This is a genomic window from Nocardioides sp. NPDC006303 (genome assembly GCF_040613175.1).
Lineage (GTDB): Bacteria > Actinomycetota > Actinomycetes > Propionibacteriales > Nocardioidaceae > Nocardioides.
In genome coordinates this window covers 12,978-30,034 of sequence record NZ_JBEXRR010000059.1, presented here as the reverse complement: position 1 = coordinate 30,034, position 17,057 = coordinate 12,978, and the positions used below count along the sequence as shown (strand labels likewise).

Here is a 17,057-nt window from a genome sequence, read left to right as displayed (position 1 = left end):
AACGCCAGATGTTTCCCAGGCCCACCGCGGAGCCGATCGCCGCGAAGATGAAGACCTGTCGCGATGAGAACGCTCCGCGTTTCGCCGCGGCTGCTTCCTGCACGCCGTCAGGTGTCGTGCTCATATCCGCCTCCTTGCTCGATATGTGCGTGGCGCTTGTGGCGCCAAATGTAGTGCTGGCGGCGCTTGTGACGCCGATCACAGACAATAGTCATCCGGCTGCCGCCGGGCGACTTCGGGGTTTCGACACCTGTCGGCAGTGGCGGCGACCCATTGACAAAGCGGGGTTATTTGTTGATTGTGTGAGACATGAACTCAGATCTGTCTCACGACCTGGCGGCGTACACCCCGTTGTCCGGGGAGTCGTGGGCCGACCCGTGGCCGATGTACGCCGCGCTGCGCGAGCACGACCCGGTCCACCACGTCGCCCGGGGTGACTACTGGGTCCTGACCAGGCACGACGACGTCTTTGCCGCGGTGCGTGACCACGAGACGTACAGCTCGAGCGGTGGGCTGACGACGGCTCACGACGAGCTCGAGCGGATCGGGCTGACCGACAACCCACCGATGGTGATGACCGATCCGCCGGCCCACACGGCGTTCCGGAAGCTGGTGAACCGCGGGTTCACGCCGAAGCAGGTCGAGGACGTGACTCCCCGGGTCACGCAGTTCGTCGTCGAGCGGGTCGAGCAGCTCAGGGCTGCGGGCGGTGGCGACATCGTCACGGAGCTGTTCAAGCCGCTGCCGAGCATGGTGGTGGCCCACTACCTCGGCGTTCCCGAGGTGGACTGGGATCGGTTCGACGTGTGGACCGACGCGATCGTGACGGCCAACGCGGCTCAGGACGAGAGCATCGGAGCCGGGGCCGTCGCCGAGCTGATGGGCTACTTCGCCGAGCTGATCGAGCGGCGCCGACGCGAGCCCGGCGACGACACCGTCTCCCATCTCGTCGCGGCCGGGGAGGCCGACGACGACGCCGGCCTGCTGCGGGTGCTCGCGTTCGCCTTCACCATGGTCGCCGGCGGCAACGACACGACGACCGGGCTGCTGGGCGGTGGTCTGCCGCTGCTGGCGGACCGCCCCGACCAGCGCGAGCTCGCGCTGCAGGACGTACCGGCCGCCGTCGAGGAGCTGCTGCGGCTCACCTCGCCCGTGCAGGGGCTCGCCCGGACCACCACCCGCGACGTAACGATCCACGACGTCACCATCCCCGCGGGGAAGAAGGTCCTGCTCTGCTACGCGGCCGCCAATCGGGACCCGCGCGCCTTCGGCGCCGACGCCGAGGAGCTCGACGTCACCCGTCGGCCGCGGCAGATCCTCACCTTCGCCCACGGGGCGCATCACTGCCTGGGTGCCGCGGCCGCCCGGATGATGGGCCGGGTGACGCTCACCGAGATACTCACCCGGATGCCGTCCTTCACCGTCGACCACGACTCCCTTCAGTGGGCGCCGGGGAGCTACGTCCGCCGGCCCGTGAGCCTCCACCTCGAGGTGGCCCGATGAGCTGGCTCGAGGCGGAGCGGACCGAGCTCGCCGCCGAGCGGATCCTCGATGCCGCGGGCGAGCTCTTCGTGGAGCGAGGCGTCGACAAGCCGGGCATGGACGAGGTCGCCCGCGCGGCCGGTTGCTCGCGGGCGACCCTGTATCGCTACTTCGAGAACCGGCAGGCACTGATCTACGCCTTCGCCCACCGCGAAGCGCGGCTCATCACCAAGCAGGTCGCCCAGGTCGCGGCCGAGGTGTCCGACCCCCGCAGTCGCGTGGTCGAGGCCGTGGTCGCCTGCCTCGCCGCCGTCCGCGAGCGCCCCCACCTCGCCGCCTGGTACGCCGGTGACAGCACCCTGCTCCGCGAGGTGCTCCACGACTCCCCGATCATCCGCGGCGTCGCGCAGAGCTACCTCGCCTCTGACTTGGACGCCAGCGATCCCGATCTCGCCGACTGGGTCCTGCGCATCATCCTGTCGTTCCTCACCAGCCCCGGCGACGACGAAGACGCGGAGCGTCGCCTGCTGGAGCGGTTCCTCGTGGTGCCGTCGCGCAGCTAGGCCCGTCAGCGCCGGACGGCAGACGGGGCGGTGCCGTACTTGCGCCGGTGGGCGGCGGCGAAGCGGCTCGCGGAGGAGAAGCCCCAGCGCGCGGCGACGTCGCCGACGTTGAGGGTGGGGTCGGTGGTGAGCTCGGCGTGGGCGCGCTGGAGCCTGATGTCGAGGAGGTAGTGGGAGGGCGCGCAACCCAGCCACTGCTGGAAGCCCTCCTGCAGGCGGCGGACGCTGGTGCCGGCGAGGGCGGCCATGTCGGCGGCGGTCCAGGCCCGGGCCGGGTCGTCGTGGAGGGCCTCGACCACGCGGCGGATCGTCCGCGGCTGCGCAGCCGCGGTGACGCCGCCGTCGGAGCTGCACATCTCCAGCAGGCCCGCGGCGACCGCGCCGGCGAGCTGGCGGCGTACGAGCTCGCTGTCGGCGAAGATGTCCGGGTCGTGCAGGTTGGTGGCCAGGCTGGTGATCAGGTGATGCCAGGCGCGCCCGCGGCCGCGCTCCAGCGAGAGCTGCTCCGGGAGGAGGGTGCGGGCGTTGACGCGGTCGGTGCCCAGGATCCGTTCGGTCTCGACCTCCAGCCAGTCGCTGTCGAACTTCACGCCGAGCACGGTGCAGGTCGCGTCCCAATGGCTGATCAGGGACGGGGTATCGGCCCGGAAGACGGTGCCCTGGCCGACCACCGAGGTGAGCTCCCCGAACCGGCCGCGGCTCTCCAGGTGGCCGGTGATCGGCATGTTCACCTCGTACGCGCTCGGGTAGTCGCACTCGATCGCGACGTCCGCGCCCCAGCCGACGTGGCCGATCAGGACCGGCCCGAGATCGAGCGTACGCAGCGTGAGCCGCGGCTCGTGTGCGCCGCCGACCGGCCGGAGCTCGTGCGGGAAGTACGCCTGGGCCACGACGCGCGAGGCCTGCCCCCAGTCCCTGGGAGCGGCTCGCATACGACCGGCCATGCCGCAGAGCGTACCTGAGACGAGCGTCACAGATCGGCCGCGTTCCGGGTGCCGAACCCGCGCAATCCGTGTCGCCCGGGCGCGCGGACCGACCTACTTTCGAGTCCTGTTCGGAACCTCCCAGCTCTCGAGGAGCACCCATGACGACCACGCAGCAACCCGGCAAGCAGGACCTCTCCTGGCTCGACGACGTGACGATGACGGACCTGGAGCGGAACCCCTACCCGACCTACGAGCGCCTACGCAGCGAGGCGCCGCTCGCCTTCGTCCCGGTCCTCGGCTCGTATGTCGCCTCGACCGCGGCGATCTGCCGTGAGGTCGCCACCAGCCCCGACTTCGAGGCGGTGATCACGCCGGCCGGAGGACGTACGTTCGGCCACCCGGCGATCATCGGCGTCAACGGCGACATCCACGCCGACCTGCGCGGCATGGTCGAGCCCCAGCTCCAGCCCGCCGAGGTCGACAGCTGGGTGGACGACCTGGTCCGTCCGATCGCCCGGAGCTACGTGGAGCAGTTCGAGGACCGCGGCCGCGCCGAGCTGGTCGCGGAGTACTGCGAGCCCGTCTCCGTACGCTCCCTCGGCGACCTGCTCGGACTGCAGTCGGTCTCCTCCGACAAGCTCCGCGAGTGGTTCCACAAGCTGAGCGTCTCGTTCACCAACGCCGCGGTCGACGAGAACGGGGAGTTCACCAACCCCGACGGGTTCACCCCGGGCGACGAGGCCAGGGCGGAGATCCAGGCGGTCGTCGACCCGCTCATCGACCGGTGGATCGAGCACCCCGAGAACACCGCGATCTCCCACTGGCTCCACGACGGCATGCCGCCGGGGAAGACCCGCGACCGCGCGTACATCTACCCCACCATCTACGTCTACCTGCTGGGCGCGATGCAGGAGCCCGGCCACGGGATGGCCTCGACGCTGGTGGGGCTCTTCAGCCGTCCCGACCAGCTGGAGGAGGTCGTCGACGACCCGTCGCTGCTGCCGCGGGCCATCTCCGAGGGCATGCGCTGGACCTCCCCGATCTGGTCGGCGACCGCGCGGATCAGCACCAAACCGGTCACGATCGCCGGCGTCGACCTGCCCGCCGGGACCCCGGTGATCCTCTCCTACGGCTCCGCGAACCACGACTCCGGCAAATACGATGCGCCCACGGCGTACGACCTGCACCGGCCGCCGCTGCCGCACCTCGCCTTCGGTGCCGGGAACCACGCGTGCGCCGGCATCTACTACGCCAACCAGGTGATGCGGATCGGGCTCGAGGAGCTCTTCGAGGCGATCCCGAACCTGGAGCGCGACACCGGCGAGGGCGTGGAGTTCTGGGGCTGGGGATTCCGCGGCCCGACCAGCCTGCACTGCACCTGGGAGGTCTGAGCGATGTCCGCCGCGATCAGTGTCTCCGGCCGCCGCGTCGAGTGTGCCGAGGACCAGTCGATCCTGGAGGCGTTCCTCCGCGCCGGCGTGTGGATGCCGAACTCCTGCAACCAGGGCACCTGCGGCACCTGCAAGCTGCAGGTCCTGTGCGGCGAGGTCGACCACCGCGACTCGCCGCTCGAGACGCTGACCGCGGACGAGCGCGCGAGCGGTCTGGCGCTGGCGTGCCAGGCACGGCCTCTCGAGGACACCGAGGTCGCGCTGCGTGGCACGGAGATCGGCCGCAGCACCCACCCGCTCCGTGACCTCACCGCCACCGTCGTCGATGTCGAGGACGTCGCCCGGGACACCCGGCGCGTCCGGCTCGGCCTCGAGGAGCCACTCGCGTTCTCGGCGGGACAGTACGTCGAGGTGCTCGTCCCGGGCACCTCCGAGCGGCGCCAGTACTCGCTCGCCAACACGGCCCAGGAGGACAAGGTCCTCGAGCTCCACGTACGCCGCATCCCCGGCGGCGTGGCCAGCGAGTGGCTGTTCGGGCCGGTGTCGGTCGGCGACCGGGTCGAGGTACGCGGCCCGCTGGGCGACTTCCACGTCCCGGAAGCGGACCAGGACGAGGGCGAACCGATGGTGCTCATCGGCGGCGGCACTGGGCTGGCTCCGTTGCTCGGCATCGCCCGCACCGCGCTCGAACGCCACCCGAACCGGATGATGGTGCTCTACCACGGCGTACGCACCGAGGCGGACCTCTACGACACCGACCGTCTCGAGGAGCTGGCCGAGAGGTACCGCAGCTTCAGCTTCGTCACCGTGCTCTCCCGGGAGACGCGGCCCGGTCACCGCAGCGGCTACGCGCCCGACGCCTTCGTCGAGGACGTCGCCAGCGCACGTCGCTGGTCCGGGTGGCTGTGCGGCTCGCCGGCGCTTGTCGAGTCCGGGGTCAAGGCGTTCAAGCGGCGCCGGATGGCGCCCCGGCTCATCCACCGGGAGAAGTTCGAGCCGGCCGACGGGTATGGGCCGGGCTCCTGACCCGGGGAAACCGCGGGCGCCGAGATCGGCCCTTGCCGAGATATATCACGAACCCCCAGGATGAACCACGGGTAACCGGATGCCTCCGGTGCCTTGAGAGGAGAGATATGCAGCAGGTCAAGGCCGTCATCGCCCGTGCCAAGGGTGCGCCCGTCGAGCTCGTGACGATCAACGTTCCCGAGCCCGGGCCGGGCGAGGCGGTGGTGAAGATCCAGTCGTGCGGGGTGTGCCACACCGACCTCCACTACCGCGAGGGCGGGATCAACGACGAGTTCCCTTTCCTGCTCGGTCACGAGGCCGCCGGGATCGTCGAGGCGGTGGGCCCGGACGTGACCGACGTGGCGCCGGGCGACTTCGTGGTGCTCAACTGGCGCGCGGTCTGCGGCAGCTGCCGGGCGTGCAAGCGCGGTGAGCCGCAGTACTGCTTCGCCACGTTCAACGCCACCCAGAAGATGACGCTCGAGGACGGCACGGAGCTCTCGCCCGCGCTGGGCATCGGCGCCTTCGCGGAGAAGACGCTGGTCGCGGCGGGCCAGTGCACGAAGGTCGACCCCGAGGCCCGGCCCGCCGCTGTCGGCCTGCTCGGCTGTGGCGTGATGGCCGGTATCGGTGCCGCCATCAACACCGGCGGCGCGACCCGCGGCAGATCGGTGGCCGTCATCGGGTGCGGCGGTGTCGGGGTGGCGGCGATCGCCGGTGCGGCGCTGGCCGGGTCGAGCCCGGTCATCGCCGTCGACATCGACGCCAAGAAGCTCGAGCGCGCCGCGGCCATGGGCGCGACGCACACCGTGGACTCCTCGCAGACCGACCCGATCGAGGAGATCCGGCGGATCTGCTCGGAGACGTACGAAGGTGCCGAAGGCGCCGACATCGTCGTCGAGGCGGTCGGACGCCCGGAGACCTGGAAACAGGCCTTCTACGCCCGCGACCTGGCCGGCACCGTCGTGCTCGTCGGTGTGCCCACGCCCGACATGACGGTGCCCGAGATCCCGCTCTTGGACGTCTTCGGTCGGGGCGGCGCCCTCAAGTCCAGCTGGTACGGCGACTGTCTCCCCAGCCGCGACTTCCCGATGCTGGTCGACCTCTATCGCCAGGGGCGTCTCGACCTGGATGCCTTCGTGAGCGAGGAGATCGGGATCGGCGACATCGAGGCCGCCTTCGAGAAGATGCACCGTGGCGAGGTCCTGCGCTCGGTGGTGGTGCTCTGATGGCCGTACGTGTGGACCACGGCGTCACCAGCGGCACCTTCAGCCTCGACGGCGAGACGCACCAGGTGGACAACAACGTCTGGGTGATCGGCGACGACCAGGAGTGCCTGGTCATCGACGCACCGCACTCGGTGGAGGACATCTTGGCGGTGGTGGACGGTCGCCGCGTGAAGGCGATCGTCTGCACCCACGCCCACGATGACCACGTACGGGTGGCGCCGGCGTTGCGGGAGGCAGTCCGGGCCCCGATCCTGCTGCATCCCGACGACCGGCCGCTGTGGGAGCTCACCCACACCGACGAGCTGTGGGACGCCGACCTGTCCGACGGACAGGTCATCGAGATAGGCGACACCTCCGTGACCGTCCTGCACACCCCGGGTCACGCGCCCGGGGCGGTCTGTCTGTCGGTGCCCTCGCTGGGCTGCGTCTTCACCGGCGACACCCTGTTCCAGGGTGGTCCCGGGGCGACCGGGCGCTCCTTCAGTGACCGGCCGACCATCGAGGCGTCGATCCGGGCCAAGCTGTTCACGCTTCCCGGCGAGACGGTCGTCCACACCGGGCACGGCGACGACACCACGATCGCCGCCGAGGCTGCCGGCCTGGGCTGATCAGCGCTCGGCGGCCGCGAACTCCGCGCGCATCCAGGCGCACCACTCCAGTGCCGTACGCCGTGATCGGATGCCTCCTTCGAGGGTGATCCGCGTGGCGAACAGCGGGTTCGACGGGTCGTGGGCGCCGGGGCGGTCGGCGATCTCGGCCAGCTCCTCGAGATAGCGGTCGAGGACGCCCTGGTGGACCGCCTCGAGCCGGCCGACCAGCTCCGTGGCGGCGTCGGGCTCGACGGTCCAGATCGACCACAGCCGGAGAATCTCCAGGTCACGGACCGGCTGGGGCTCGAGGTCGCCGACGACCCATGCCGCCAGAGCGTCCCGACCGGTCTCGGTGATGCGGTAGCGCTTCGTCGGCCGCGGACCGGCTCCCTCGATGACCTCGTGCTCGACCAGCCCGGCGGAGTCGAGACGGTTCAGCTCCGGGTAGATCTGCGAGTGGCGGGCGGTCCAGAAGTAGCCGATCGGCTGCCGCATCCGCTGCGCGACCTCGTAGCCGGTGCTCGCCCGCCGTGCCAGCAGGCCGAGGATCGCGAAGCCGAGGTTGGAAGCGGTCACCCCGGAGTCATTCATATGTCAATATTGACATATGCGGAGCGTGAAGGGCGTAGCGGCCGGGCGGCGATCCTCGGCTTGATGCTGGCCGGGTGCGGGGCGGAGAACGGTGCCGAGGGGGACCGTGGGCCGGACTCGGCGAAGGAGTCCGGAACCGTGCTGCCGACGGACGGCCCGTACATCCAAGGTGAGCTCGGCGGCTGCTTCCTGCCAGAGACCGACGCCGGGGTGGAGCCGATGCAGGTCCTCGGCAAGGGCCTCGAGCTGCCGGCCATCCGCTTCTCCCCTCCGGACGGCCAGGATCCGTCGGCGGTGCTGGTGATGCTCCACCAGACCGACGGCGACCGCTGCGGCTGGGGTGACTTCGCGACCCTGGCAGCCCTCCAAGGCGTCGCGGGGCTCTCGTTCGACCTCTGCGGCTATGGCGATGCCGACTGCGGGATAAAGGATCCCGACGACCCGGTGCCGCAGGTGCAGGCCGCGCTGAGCGAGGTCGAGAAGCAGTGGCCGGATGTGCCGATGGTGCTGGTCGGCGCCTCGATGGGAGGCAGCCAGACCGTGCGGGCCGTCGCTGCCGGTGTCGACGTCGACGGCTGGGTCGACCTGTCGGGGCCGTCGAACTGGGCCGGTGTCGACCTGGCCTCGGTCGCCGACTCGATCAGCACGCCGGGCCTGATCGCTGTCGCCGAGGACACTGACGGTCCCGAGGAGGCAGACGCCGCTCAGGCGCTGGCGCAGGCCACGTCCTCGGAGTTCGTTCCCGCCGAGGCAGGGCACGGCTGGGAGCTGGTGGTCGAGGAGGGCCGGCTCACGCCGCTCGGCCAGCAGATCCTCACGTACGCCACCAGCTGATCTCCTCCCTGATCCTGCCCGCAAGACTCTCCGATCGGGGAGGTTGCTCCGCTCACGCCGTGATTAACGTGCGAACGGTCACCCCGTGAGAGGAGCAGCAGATGGAACCCCAGAACGAGTCGAACCCGACCGACGTCGCCACCGAGGACCTCATCGAGGAGGTCTCGATCGACGGAATGTGCGGCGTCTACTGATGCCCGATCGCATGCTCGAGGAGCCGTGGACACTCTCGCCATCGGTGGCGCTGCGTCCTGAGCCGTTCGGGGCTCTCGCCTACCACTTCGGCAACCGGAAGCTGACCTTCCTCAAGCGGCCGGAGCTGGTCGAGGTGGTCCGGCTCCTCGAGCAGCACCCTCGTCTCGGCAGCGCGCTCGACGCGGCCGGCATCCCGCCGGAGCAGCACGACGCGTACGCAGCGGCGCTCCGCGCCCTCGCCGAGACCGACATGATCCGCCCCCGCCATGAGGAGGCAGTGTGACCCTCGCACCAGAACGCCCCACCACTCCCAAGGCCCGTCCCGCAGGCGGCAGCCTCGTCGAGCAGTTCGAGTTCGGTCTCGACGCCCCGATCTGCCTGACCTGGGAGCTGACGTACGCCTGCAACCTCGAGTGCGCCCATTGCCTGTCGAGTTCCGGCCGGCGCGACCCGCGCGAGCTCAGTACGGAGCAGTGCAAGGCGGTCATCGACGAGCTGCAGCGCATGCAGATCTTCTACGTCAACATCGGCGGCGGTGAGCCGACGATCCGCCCCGACTTCTGGGAGCTCGTGGAGTACGCCGTCGACCATCAGGTCGGCGTGAAGTTCTCCACCAACGGCTTCCGGATCACTCCCGAGCGCGCCGCCTTCCTGGCCTCGACCGACTACGTCGACGTACAGATCTCCCTGGATGGCGCGACGGCGGAGGTCAACGACCGTGTACGCGGTGCCGGCTCCTACGACACCGCGCTGCTGGCGCTGCGGAACCTCCGCGACGCCGGCTTCTCTGACGCCAAGATCTCCGTCGTCTGCACCCGCGAGAACATCGGCCAGCTCGACGACTTCAAGGCCATCGCCGACGAGTACGGCGCGACCCTGCGCCTCACCCGGCTGCGCCCGTCGGGTCGCGGCGCCGACGTCTGGGACGAGCTGCACCCGCTGCCCGAGCAGCAGCGCGAGCTCTACGACTGGCTGATGGCTCATGGCGAGGACGTCCTCACCGGCGACTCCTTCTTCCACCTGGCCGCCTACGGTGAGTCGCTGCCCGGGCTCAACCTGTGCGGCGCCGGGCGGGTGGTGTGCCTGATCGACCCGATCGGCGACGTCTACGCCTGCCCGTTCGCGATCCACGACCAGTTCCTGGCCGGCAACCTGCTCGGTGAGGGCGGCTTCCAAGAGGTGTGGCAGTCCTCGCCGCTGTTCACCGAGCTGCGCTCGCCGCAGACCGGCGGAGCCTGCACGAAGTGCCAGCACTTCGACGCGTGCCGCGGCGGCTGCATGGCGGCCAAGTTCTTCACCGGGCTGCCGCTGGACGGCCCGGACCCGGAGTGCGTCCAGGGCTACGGCGAGGCGGCGCTCACCGGCGACCGAGTGGTGCCGGCGGCCAGCCAGGACCACTCGCGCAGCCAGGCCAGCCGCAACGCACCGGTGCTGCTCAACCTCGGCGCCACCAGGCGGCGCCCCGTCTCCGCCTGCAACGAGGACCCGCTCGCCGGAGGTGACCTGTCGTGAAGCTCGAGAACCCCTGGAAACGGAACCCATGGTTCGAGTCGGTCGCGGTCGCTCAGGAACGAGCCCGGCGCCGGCTGCCCAAGCCGGTCTACGGTGCGCTTGTCGCCGGCTCCGAGCGCGGCCAGAGCATGACCGACAACCAGTCCGCCTTCGCCGAGCTCGGCTGGGCGCCCCACGTCGTCGGCCAGCACGCCAAGCGCGACCTGGGCACCACCGTCTTCGGTCACTCCGTCCCGCTGCCGGTCCTGATCAGCCCGACCGGGGTCCAGGCCGTACATCCCGACGGTGAGGTCGCGGTCGCCCGCGCCGCCGCCGCCCGCGGCACCATCATCGGCCTGTCCAACTTCGCCTCGAGGTCGGTGGAGGAGGTGACCGCGACCGGCGCGACCACGTTCTTCCAGATGTACTGGACCGGCGACCGCGACACGATCGTGCAGCGCATGCAGCGGGCGCACGCCGCCGGCGCCCAGGGCCTGATCGCCACGCTCGACTGGTCCTTCTCGATGGGCCGCGACTGGGGCAGTCCCGAGATCCCGGAGAAGGTCGACCTGCGGACGATGATGCGGCTGGCACCGCAGGTGGCGGCAAGGCCGCGGTGGGCGTGGCAGTTCGGGCGTACGGGCTCCTTCCCCGATCTCACCGCCCCGAACCTCGCCCCGCCGGGCGGGAGCGCGCCGACGTTCTTCGGTGCCTACTACGAGTGGATGACCACCCCGCCGCCGAGCTGGGAGAACGTCGCCTGGATGCGCGAGCAGTGGCACCAGATCAGCGGCACCCCGTTCGTGCTCAAGGGCGTGTGCCGGGTCGACGACGCACTCCGCGCCGTCGATGCGGGGGTCGCGGGCATCTCCGTGTCCAACCACGGCGGGAACAACCTCGACGGCACCCCGGCCGCGATCAGGATGGTCAAGCCGATCGCCGACCGCGTCGGCGACCAGGTCGACGTGGTGATGGACGGAGGCGTACGCCGCGGCTCCGACGTCGTGAAGGCGCTCGCGCTCGGTGCGAAGGCGGTGCTGATCGGCCGGGCCTATCTGTGGGGTCTGGCCGCCAACGGTCAGGCCGGGGTCGAGAACGTCCTCGATGTGCTGAGCGGTGGCATCGACTCGGCGCTGCGGGGGCTGGCGCTCGGGTCGGTCACCGAGCTGAGCCCCGAGCACCTGATCGTCCCGGACGGCTTCCATGTACACACTGGGTGACGTCACCTGGCCGCAGGTGCGCAGGGGCACCGTCCTGCTGGTGCCGGTCGGCTCGCTGGAGCAGCACGGCCCGCACCTGCCCTTCGACACCGACACCACCATCGCGTCGGCGGTCACGCAGGGGGTGGCCGACCGGCTCGCGGAGCAGGGTGTCGAGAGCTGGGTGGCGCCACCGATCGCGATCGGCTCCAGCGGCGAGCACCAGTCCTTCGCCGGCACCGTGTCGATCGGGAGCGACGCGCTCCACCTGGTCGTGGTCGAGCTGGTCCGCTCGGCCCGCACCTGGGCGGAGCGGGTCGTGCTCGTCAACGGCCACGGCGGCAACGCCGCCGCGCTGACCAGCGCGGTCAACCAGCTCGCCTTCGAGCGGCAGACCGCGTGCTGGCTGCCGTGCCGCACCGAGGAGTTCGACCTGCACGCGGGCCGCACCGAGACGTCCCTGATGCTGCATCTGCGGCCCGAGTCAGTACGCACGGACATGGCCGAGCCCGGCGACACCCGGCCGCTCGCCGAGATCCTGCCGGCGATGCGAGCGGGCGGGGTCGCGGCGGTCTCCGCCAACGGCGTCCTCGGCGACCCGACCGGGGCCACGGCCGCGCAAGGAGCCGAGGTGCTGACCATGATGATCGAGCAGACCACCATGGACGTGCTGGCTCCCGGCGGCGTGGCAGTGGGATGAGCACCTCCCGCCCGGTGGCGGTCGTCACCGGGGCAGCTCGGGGAATCGGTGCGGCCACGGTCCGCCGACTGGCGGCGGCCGGCTACGCCGTGCTCGCCGCGGACGCCTGTGCCGGACCGGATGCGGCGCCGTATCCCTTGCCCACGACCGGCGACCTCGAGGCCGTCGCCGCCGGGTGGCCGGAGGTCGGGACGTACGTCGCCGACGTCCGCGACCGTGAGGCGCTCGTCGCCGCGGTGGCTTGCGCCGAGGAACGCTGGGGGCGCGTCGATGTCGCGGTGGCCGCGGCGGCCGTGGTCGCCGGCGGCCGACCGCTGTGGGAGACGCCGGACGAGGAGCTCGCGCTGCTGTGGGACACCGATGCGCGAGGCGTGTGGAACCTGGCCGCGGCGGCGGTGCCGGCGATGCTGCGCGGACCGGACCCGCGGCGCTGCCGCTTCGTCGCCGTCGCGTCGACGGCCGGCAGCCACGGGCTGTTCCGGCTCGCCGGCTACACGATGGTCAAGCACGCCGTCGTCGGCGCGGTGAAGGGCCTCGCCGCCGACCTCGTCGGCACAGGAGTCACGGCCGTCGCGGTCTCGCCGGGGGCGACCGCGACCGACATGCTGCGGCAGACCGCCGCGCTCTACCCCGGCACCACCGTGGCCGACCTGGCCGCCCATCAGCTGCTGCGCCGGCCCCTCGACCCCGACGAGGTCGTCGCGGCCATCGCTCTCTGCTGCTCACCCGAGGGCGCCGCCCTCAACGGCAGCGTCGTGCACGCGGACGGAGGCTTCGGCGGATGAGATACCCGATCGGCTTCCGCGCCCGCATCCGCTCTGACGTACGCCGCGTCGACGGGCGCCTGCTGGTCGGTGGGTCGCCGCTGCGCGCCGTCCGGCTCACCGACGCCGCGCTCGGACTCGTCACCGACGGCGAGGTCGCCGTGGCCGACGCGACCACCGACGCGCTCGCCGCCAGGCTCGTCGACGGCAACCTGGCCGATCCGGTGCTCGACGGGCCCGGCGTGGCGCCTGCGGAGCTCAGCGTCGTGATCCCGGTGCGCGACCGGTCCGACCAGCTCGACCGTGCGCTCGAGCCGCTGAAGGGCCTCCATCGCATCGTCGTCGACGACGCCTCGCTCGATCCGGATGCCGTCGCGAGGGTCGCCTGCCGCCACGGCGCGCACCTCGTGAAGCTGTCGGAGAACCTCGGCCCGGCCGGGGCCCGCAACGCCGGCCTGCGTGCGGTGCGCACCCGCTACGTGGCCTTTGTCGACTCCGACGTCACGGTCGAGGCGAGCACGCTCCTGAGGCTCTCCCGCCACTTCGCCGACAGCCGCGTCGCGCTGGTGGCGCCGCTGGTCCGCAGCCGCGCCCGCAGCCGGGCGCCGCGGTGGTTCGAGCGCTTCGACGAGGACGACTCCTCCCTCGCCCTCGGCACCCGCGCCTGCGTCGTACGTCCCGGGGCGGCGGTGGGCTGGCTGCCCAGCGCCTGCCTGGTGGGGCGTACGGACCGGCTCGGTGCGGGGTTCGAGGAGACGATGCGCGTGGGCGAGGACGTCGACCTGGTCTGGCGGCTGGTCGAGGCCGGCGAGGTCGTCCGCTACGACCCGGAGCAGGTGGCCTGGCACGACACCCGCACCACGATCCGCGGCTGGCTGGGCCGCAAGTACCTCTACGGGACCGGCGGCGCCGACCTCGCCGTGCGGCACGGCCGCAAGGGCGCTCCGGCGGTGATGACCGCGAGCATGGCGGCCACCGCGGCCGCGCTGATCGTGCATCGCCGGTGGTCCCTCCCCGTCGCCGCGGCCGGGATCGCATATGGCGTCTTGTCGCTGCGAAGGCGGCTGCCGGAGACGCCGGGACGGGACCGGCTCGCGGTCCAGCTCTGCGCCCAGGGCCTAGGCTGGACGGTCCGCCAGGAGGCCGCGCTGCTGCTGCGGCACTGGTGGCCGCTGGCCGCGCTGCTCGCCCCGCACAGCAAGCTCCTGCGGCGCGCCCTCGCCGCCTCCCTGGTCGTCGACGTGGTCGTCGCCCAGGTCGACAACCCCGGCACGAGATACCGGCCGCTGGCCCGGCGGCTCGACGACCTGGCGTACGGCGCAGGGCTGTGGGCCGGCGCGATCAGAGCCCGTTCGGTGACCTGTCTGCTGCCGCGCAGACCTGGCCAGAAGACCGGCCAGGGAGGCACCTCTCCCAACGGGTAGGTCGGCCCCTCCCGGGGTGGCCTGTTTCCCGTTCCTCGCCTGTTCGCGGCTCTGTCGGCGTACCTAATGTGCTGAGCGTCACACACCAACGGAGGTTTGCCATGCAGGTCGACGAACTACTCAAGCCCTTCCCCATCAAGGAGTTCCACCCGTTCCCCCGAGCCCTCATGGGCCCCGGCGCTCACGAGATGATCGGGCCCGAGGCTCTGAAGATGGGCTTCCGCAAGACCCTCGTGATGACGTCCGGTCTCCGCGGCACGGACATCGTCACCAAGATCGTCGAGTCGATGAAGTACCACGGCCTCGAGGTCGTCGTGTACGACAAGGTCGAGTCCAATCCCAAGGACTACAACGTCATGGACTCGGTGAAGCTCTACCAGGAGAACGAGTGCGACTCGTTCGTCTCCATCGGCGGCGGCTCGTCGCACGACGCCTGCAAGGGCGCGCGCATCTCGGTCGCCCACGACGGCCGCAACGTCAACGAGTTCGAGGGCTTCAACATGTCCGAGAACCCGAAGAACCCGCCGCACATCGCCGTCTCGACGACGGCCGGCACCGGGTCCGAGACGTCCTGGGCGTACGTCATCACCGACACCACCACCGACCCGGACAACCCGCACAAGTACGTCGCCTTCGACGACGCCTCGGTGGCCAGCCTGGCGATCGACGACCCGGTGCTCTACTTCGACTGCCCGGTCGACTACACCGCGCAGTGCGGCTTCGACGTCCTGGCCCACGCCAGCGAGCCGTACGTCTCCCGGATCAACTTCCAGCCCTCGCTCGGCAACGCGCTGCACGCGATCAAGCTGACCTCGGAGAACCTGCGGCAGGCGGTCTGGAACGGTCAGGACCTCGGTGGCCGCGAGGGGATGATGTACGCCCAGTACATCGCTGCTCAGGCGTTCAACTCCGGCGGCCTCGGCATCATCCACTCGATCAGCCACGCCATCAGCGCGTTCTACGACACCCACCACGGCCTCAACAACGCGATCGCGCTGCCGCGGGTGTGGGCGTTCAACATGCCCACGCACTACAAGCGGTTCGCCGACATCGCTCGCGCGATGGGTGTCGACACCCACGGCATGACCGACGTGCAGGCCGCCGACGCGGCGCTCGCCGCGGCCATCCGCCTGCTGCGCGACGTCGGCATCACCGAGCGGTTCGTCGACGTCAAGCAGGACACGTACTCGAAGAACCGGCTCGGCCAGGGGCCGACCGCGTACTACGAGAACGCCAAGGAGATCGTCGGCGACGACACGGACGTCGACCGGATCACCAACCACGTCCTGGGTGACGCCTGCACGCCGGGCAACGCCAAGGAGTGCACGTTCGAGACCGTACGTCCGGTGGTCGACCACTGCCTCAACGGCGACCTGGACGACCTGCTCGGCTGATCGTCCCTGCCGATCGATCCGTGGCGGGTCCGGCCCGCTGAGAACACCAGCCGGACCCGCCACCTCGCCCCATCCACCACCTCGAGGAGTGCACGTGTCGACCACCACCGAACCGATCCAGGGCTTCACCGACGTCGAGAACACCCGCGCCCAGCTGGCGACGTGCGGCTACCTCGCCGACGACCGGCTCGCCACCACGGTCTTCCTGCAGACGCGGCTGGAGAAGCCGGTCCTGCTCGAGGGCCCGGCGGGCGTCGGCAAGACCCAGCTGGCCGAGAGCCTGGCCGCCGCGACCGGACGGCGCCTGATCCGGCTGCAGTGCTACGAGGGCCAGGACGAGACCAAGGCGCTCTACGAGTGGGACTATGGCAAGCAGCTCCTCTACACCCAGATCCTGCGCGAGAAGATCGGCCAGGTCGTCGAGGACGCCGCCGACCTGAACGAGGCCGTCGAGAGGATCGCCAAGCAGGACTCGGTGTTCTTCTCGCAGCGGTTCCTGGCCGCGCGGCCGCTGCTCGAGGCGATCGACTCCGACACCCCGGTGGTCCTCCTCATCGACGAGGTCGACCGGGCCGACGAGGCCCTGGAGGCGGTGCTGCTGGAGCTGCTCGCGGAGTTCCAGATCTCCATCCCCGAGATCGGCACGGTGACCGCGAGAACGATGCCGTACGTCGTCCTGACCTCGAACAACACCCGCGACCTCTCCGCCGCGCTCAAGCGCCGGTGCCTGCACCTCTTCCTCGACTACCCCGACGCGACCCGTGAGCTGGAGATCATCCGGTCCAAGGAGACCGGGCTCGCCGACTCCCTCGCCGCGCGCCTCGTCGACATCGTCCGCGGCATCCGCGAGCTCGAGCTGCGCAAGGCACCCAGCATCTCCGAGACCGTCGACTGGGCCCGGACGCTGGCCGTGCTCGGCGTCGAGGAGCTCACCGCCGACGTGCTCTCGACCACCCTCAACGTCGTGGTGAAGTACGAGCGCGACCTGAAGCGGGTGATGGAGGCGCTGCCGCGGCTGGTCGACCCGAACGCCGAGGTCCCCGACCACCTGCACAGCCACGGACACGGGCATGGTCACGGCCACTCCCACGTTCCGTCCACCGAGGATCACGACGACGACGTCGACGGCCGCGCCGAGCGGAAGGCGAAGGACCAGCCCGGCCGGCACAACGTGGGCTACTACGGCGGGGCCCGCGGCACCGGACCGCGTACGGCACCAGCGGTGTCCACCAGCCAGGGCAGCCGGGCGTTCCCGTCGGCCCGCAAGCGTCCGGTCTGA

General features: G+C 70.9%; 18 protein-coding genes. 16 read left to right on the top strand and 2 right to left on the bottom strand.

Annotation, left to right across the window (positions count from 1 at the left end; translation table 11 throughout):
- The first annotated feature begins 309 nt into the window (after positions 1 to 309).
- On the top strand, positions 310 to 1,503 hold the full coding sequence (locus tag ABZY89_RS27745) for a cytochrome P450 (RefSeq protein ID WP_355232421.1): 1,194 nt from the start codon (positions 310 to 312) through the stop codon (positions 1,501 to 1,503).
- Positions 1,500 to 2,045, top strand: coding sequence for a TetR/AcrR family transcriptional regulator (locus ABZY89_RS27740; protein WP_355232420.1), 546 nt, complete (start codon positions 1,500 to 1,502; stop codon positions 2,043 to 2,045). Before ABZY89_RS27745 ends, ABZY89_RS27740 begins: the two co-directional genes overlap by 4 nt.
- A 5-nt stretch (positions 2,046 to 2,050) precedes the next feature.
- Here ABZY89_RS27740 and ABZY89_RS27735 read toward each other — a convergent pair whose 3' ends face one another.
- Positions 2,051 to 2,989 carry an AraC family transcriptional regulator gene (locus ABZY89_RS27735; RefSeq protein WP_355232419.1) on the bottom strand — a complete coding sequence of 313 codons (939 nt, stop codon included), beginning with the start codon at positions 2,987 to 2,989 and terminating at the stop codon, positions 2,051 to 2,053.
- Positions 2,990 to 3,129: 140 nt separating this feature from the next.
- On the opposite strand from ABZY89_RS27735, the gene ABZY89_RS27730 reads away from it, so the two are divergent.
- The 4 genes from ABZY89_RS27730 to ABZY89_RS27715 all read left to right on the top strand — a co-directional run bounded on the left by ABZY89_RS27730 (position 3,130) and on the right by ABZY89_RS27715 (position 7,204).
- Positions 3,130 to 4,362: a cytochrome P450 gene (locus ABZY89_RS27730; RefSeq protein WP_355232418.1), complete on the top strand. Its 1,233-nt coding sequence runs from the start codon at positions 3,130 to 3,132 to the stop codon at positions 4,360 to 4,362.
- A 3-nt stretch (positions 4,363 to 4,365) separates the two neighbouring features.
- Positions 4,366 to 5,388: an FAD-binding oxidoreductase gene (locus ABZY89_RS27725; protein ID WP_355232417.1), complete on the top strand. Its 1,023-nt coding sequence runs from the start codon at positions 4,366 to 4,368 to the stop codon at positions 5,386 to 5,388.
- Positions 5,389 to 5,495: 107 nt separating this feature from the next.
- Complete coding sequence (locus ABZY89_RS27720) at positions 5,496 to 6,596, top strand: S-(hydroxymethyl)mycothiol dehydrogenase (protein WP_355232416.1); 1,101 nt, start codon at positions 5,496 to 5,498, stop codon at positions 6,594 to 6,596.
- Positions 6,596 to 7,204 carry an MBL fold metallo-hydrolase gene (locus ABZY89_RS27715; RefSeq protein WP_355232415.1) on the top strand — a complete coding sequence of 203 codons (609 nt, stop codon included), beginning with the start codon at positions 6,596 to 6,598 and terminating at the stop codon, positions 7,202 to 7,204. Before ABZY89_RS27720 ends, ABZY89_RS27715 begins: the two co-directional genes overlap by 1 nt.
- Here the strand turns inward: ABZY89_RS27715 and ABZY89_RS27710 are convergent, their stop codons facing one another.
- The gene (locus ABZY89_RS27710; protein WP_355232414.1) at positions 7,205 to 7,777 is read right to left on the bottom strand and encodes a PadR family transcriptional regulator; all 573 of its coding nucleotides are present in this window, start codon (positions 7,775 to 7,777) and stop codon (positions 7,205 to 7,207) included.
- Here ABZY89_RS27710 and ABZY89_RS27705 point away from each other — a divergent pair, their 5' ends adjacent.
- The 10 genes from ABZY89_RS27705 to ABZY89_RS27660 all read left to right on the top strand — a co-directional run bounded on the left by ABZY89_RS27705 (position 7,778) and on the right by ABZY89_RS27660 (position 17,057).
- Entirely contained in the window at positions 7,778 to 8,611 is an 834-nt protein-coding gene (locus ABZY89_RS27705) for an alpha/beta hydrolase (RefSeq protein WP_355232413.1), read from the top strand. It abuts the gene before it with no gap.
- Positions 8,612 to 8,712: 101 nt separating this feature from the next.
- Positions 8,713 to 8,805, top strand: a complete 93-nt coding sequence (gene mftA / locus ABZY89_RS27700) for a mycofactocin precursor MftA (RefSeq protein WP_141802062.1) — start codon at positions 8,713 to 8,715, stop codon at positions 8,803 to 8,805.
- The gene (gene mftB / locus ABZY89_RS27695) at positions 8,805 to 9,089 is read left to right on the top strand and encodes a mycofactocin biosynthesis chaperone MftB (RefSeq protein WP_141802063.1); all 285 of its coding nucleotides are present in this window, start codon (positions 8,805 to 8,807) and stop codon (positions 9,087 to 9,089) included. Before mftA ends, mftB begins: the two co-directional genes overlap by 1 nt.
- Positions 9,086 to 10,318 (top strand): mycofactocin radical SAM maturase, encoded by a 1,233-nt coding sequence (gene mftC / locus ABZY89_RS27690; RefSeq protein WP_355232412.1) that lies wholly within the window; start codon positions 9,086 to 9,088, stop codon positions 10,316 to 10,318. The genes mftB and mftC overlap by 4 nt, the downstream gene beginning before the upstream one ends.
- Positions 10,315 to 11,517, top strand: coding sequence for a pre-mycofactocin synthase MftD (mftD, locus tag ABZY89_RS27685; RefSeq protein ID WP_355232411.1), 1,203 nt, complete (start codon positions 10,315 to 10,317; stop codon positions 11,515 to 11,517). Before mftC ends, mftD begins: the two co-directional genes overlap by 4 nt.
- Positions 11,501 to 12,196 carry a mycofactocin biosynthesis peptidyl-dipeptidase MftE gene (gene mftE, locus ABZY89_RS27680; RefSeq protein ID WP_355232410.1) on the top strand — a complete coding sequence of 232 codons (696 nt, stop codon included), beginning with the start codon at positions 11,501 to 11,503 and terminating at the stop codon, positions 12,194 to 12,196. The genes mftD and mftE overlap by 17 nt, the downstream gene beginning before the upstream one ends.
- Positions 12,193 to 12,981 (top strand): mycofactocin-coupled SDR family oxidoreductase, encoded by a 789-nt coding sequence (locus ABZY89_RS27675; protein WP_355232409.1) that lies wholly within the window; start codon positions 12,193 to 12,195, stop codon positions 12,979 to 12,981. Before mftE ends, ABZY89_RS27675 begins: the two co-directional genes overlap by 4 nt.
- Positions 12,978 to 14,384: a mycofactocin biosynthesis glycosyltransferase MftF gene (gene mftF / locus ABZY89_RS27670; protein ID WP_355232408.1), complete on the top strand. Its 1,407-nt coding sequence runs from the start codon at positions 12,978 to 12,980 to the stop codon at positions 14,382 to 14,384. Before ABZY89_RS27675 ends, mftF begins: the two co-directional genes overlap by 4 nt.
- Before the next feature lie 101 nt (positions 14,385 to 14,485).
- Positions 14,486 to 15,778: an NDMA-dependent methanol dehydrogenase gene (gene mdo, locus ABZY89_RS27665; protein WP_160026054.1), complete on the top strand. Its 1,293-nt coding sequence runs from the start codon at positions 14,486 to 14,488 to the stop codon at positions 15,776 to 15,778.
- A gap of 94 nt (positions 15,779 to 15,872) precedes the next feature.
- Positions 15,873 to 17,057 (top strand): MoxR family ATPase, encoded by a 1,185-nt coding sequence (locus tag ABZY89_RS27660; RefSeq protein ID WP_355232407.1) that lies wholly within the window; start codon positions 15,873 to 15,875, stop codon positions 17,055 to 17,057.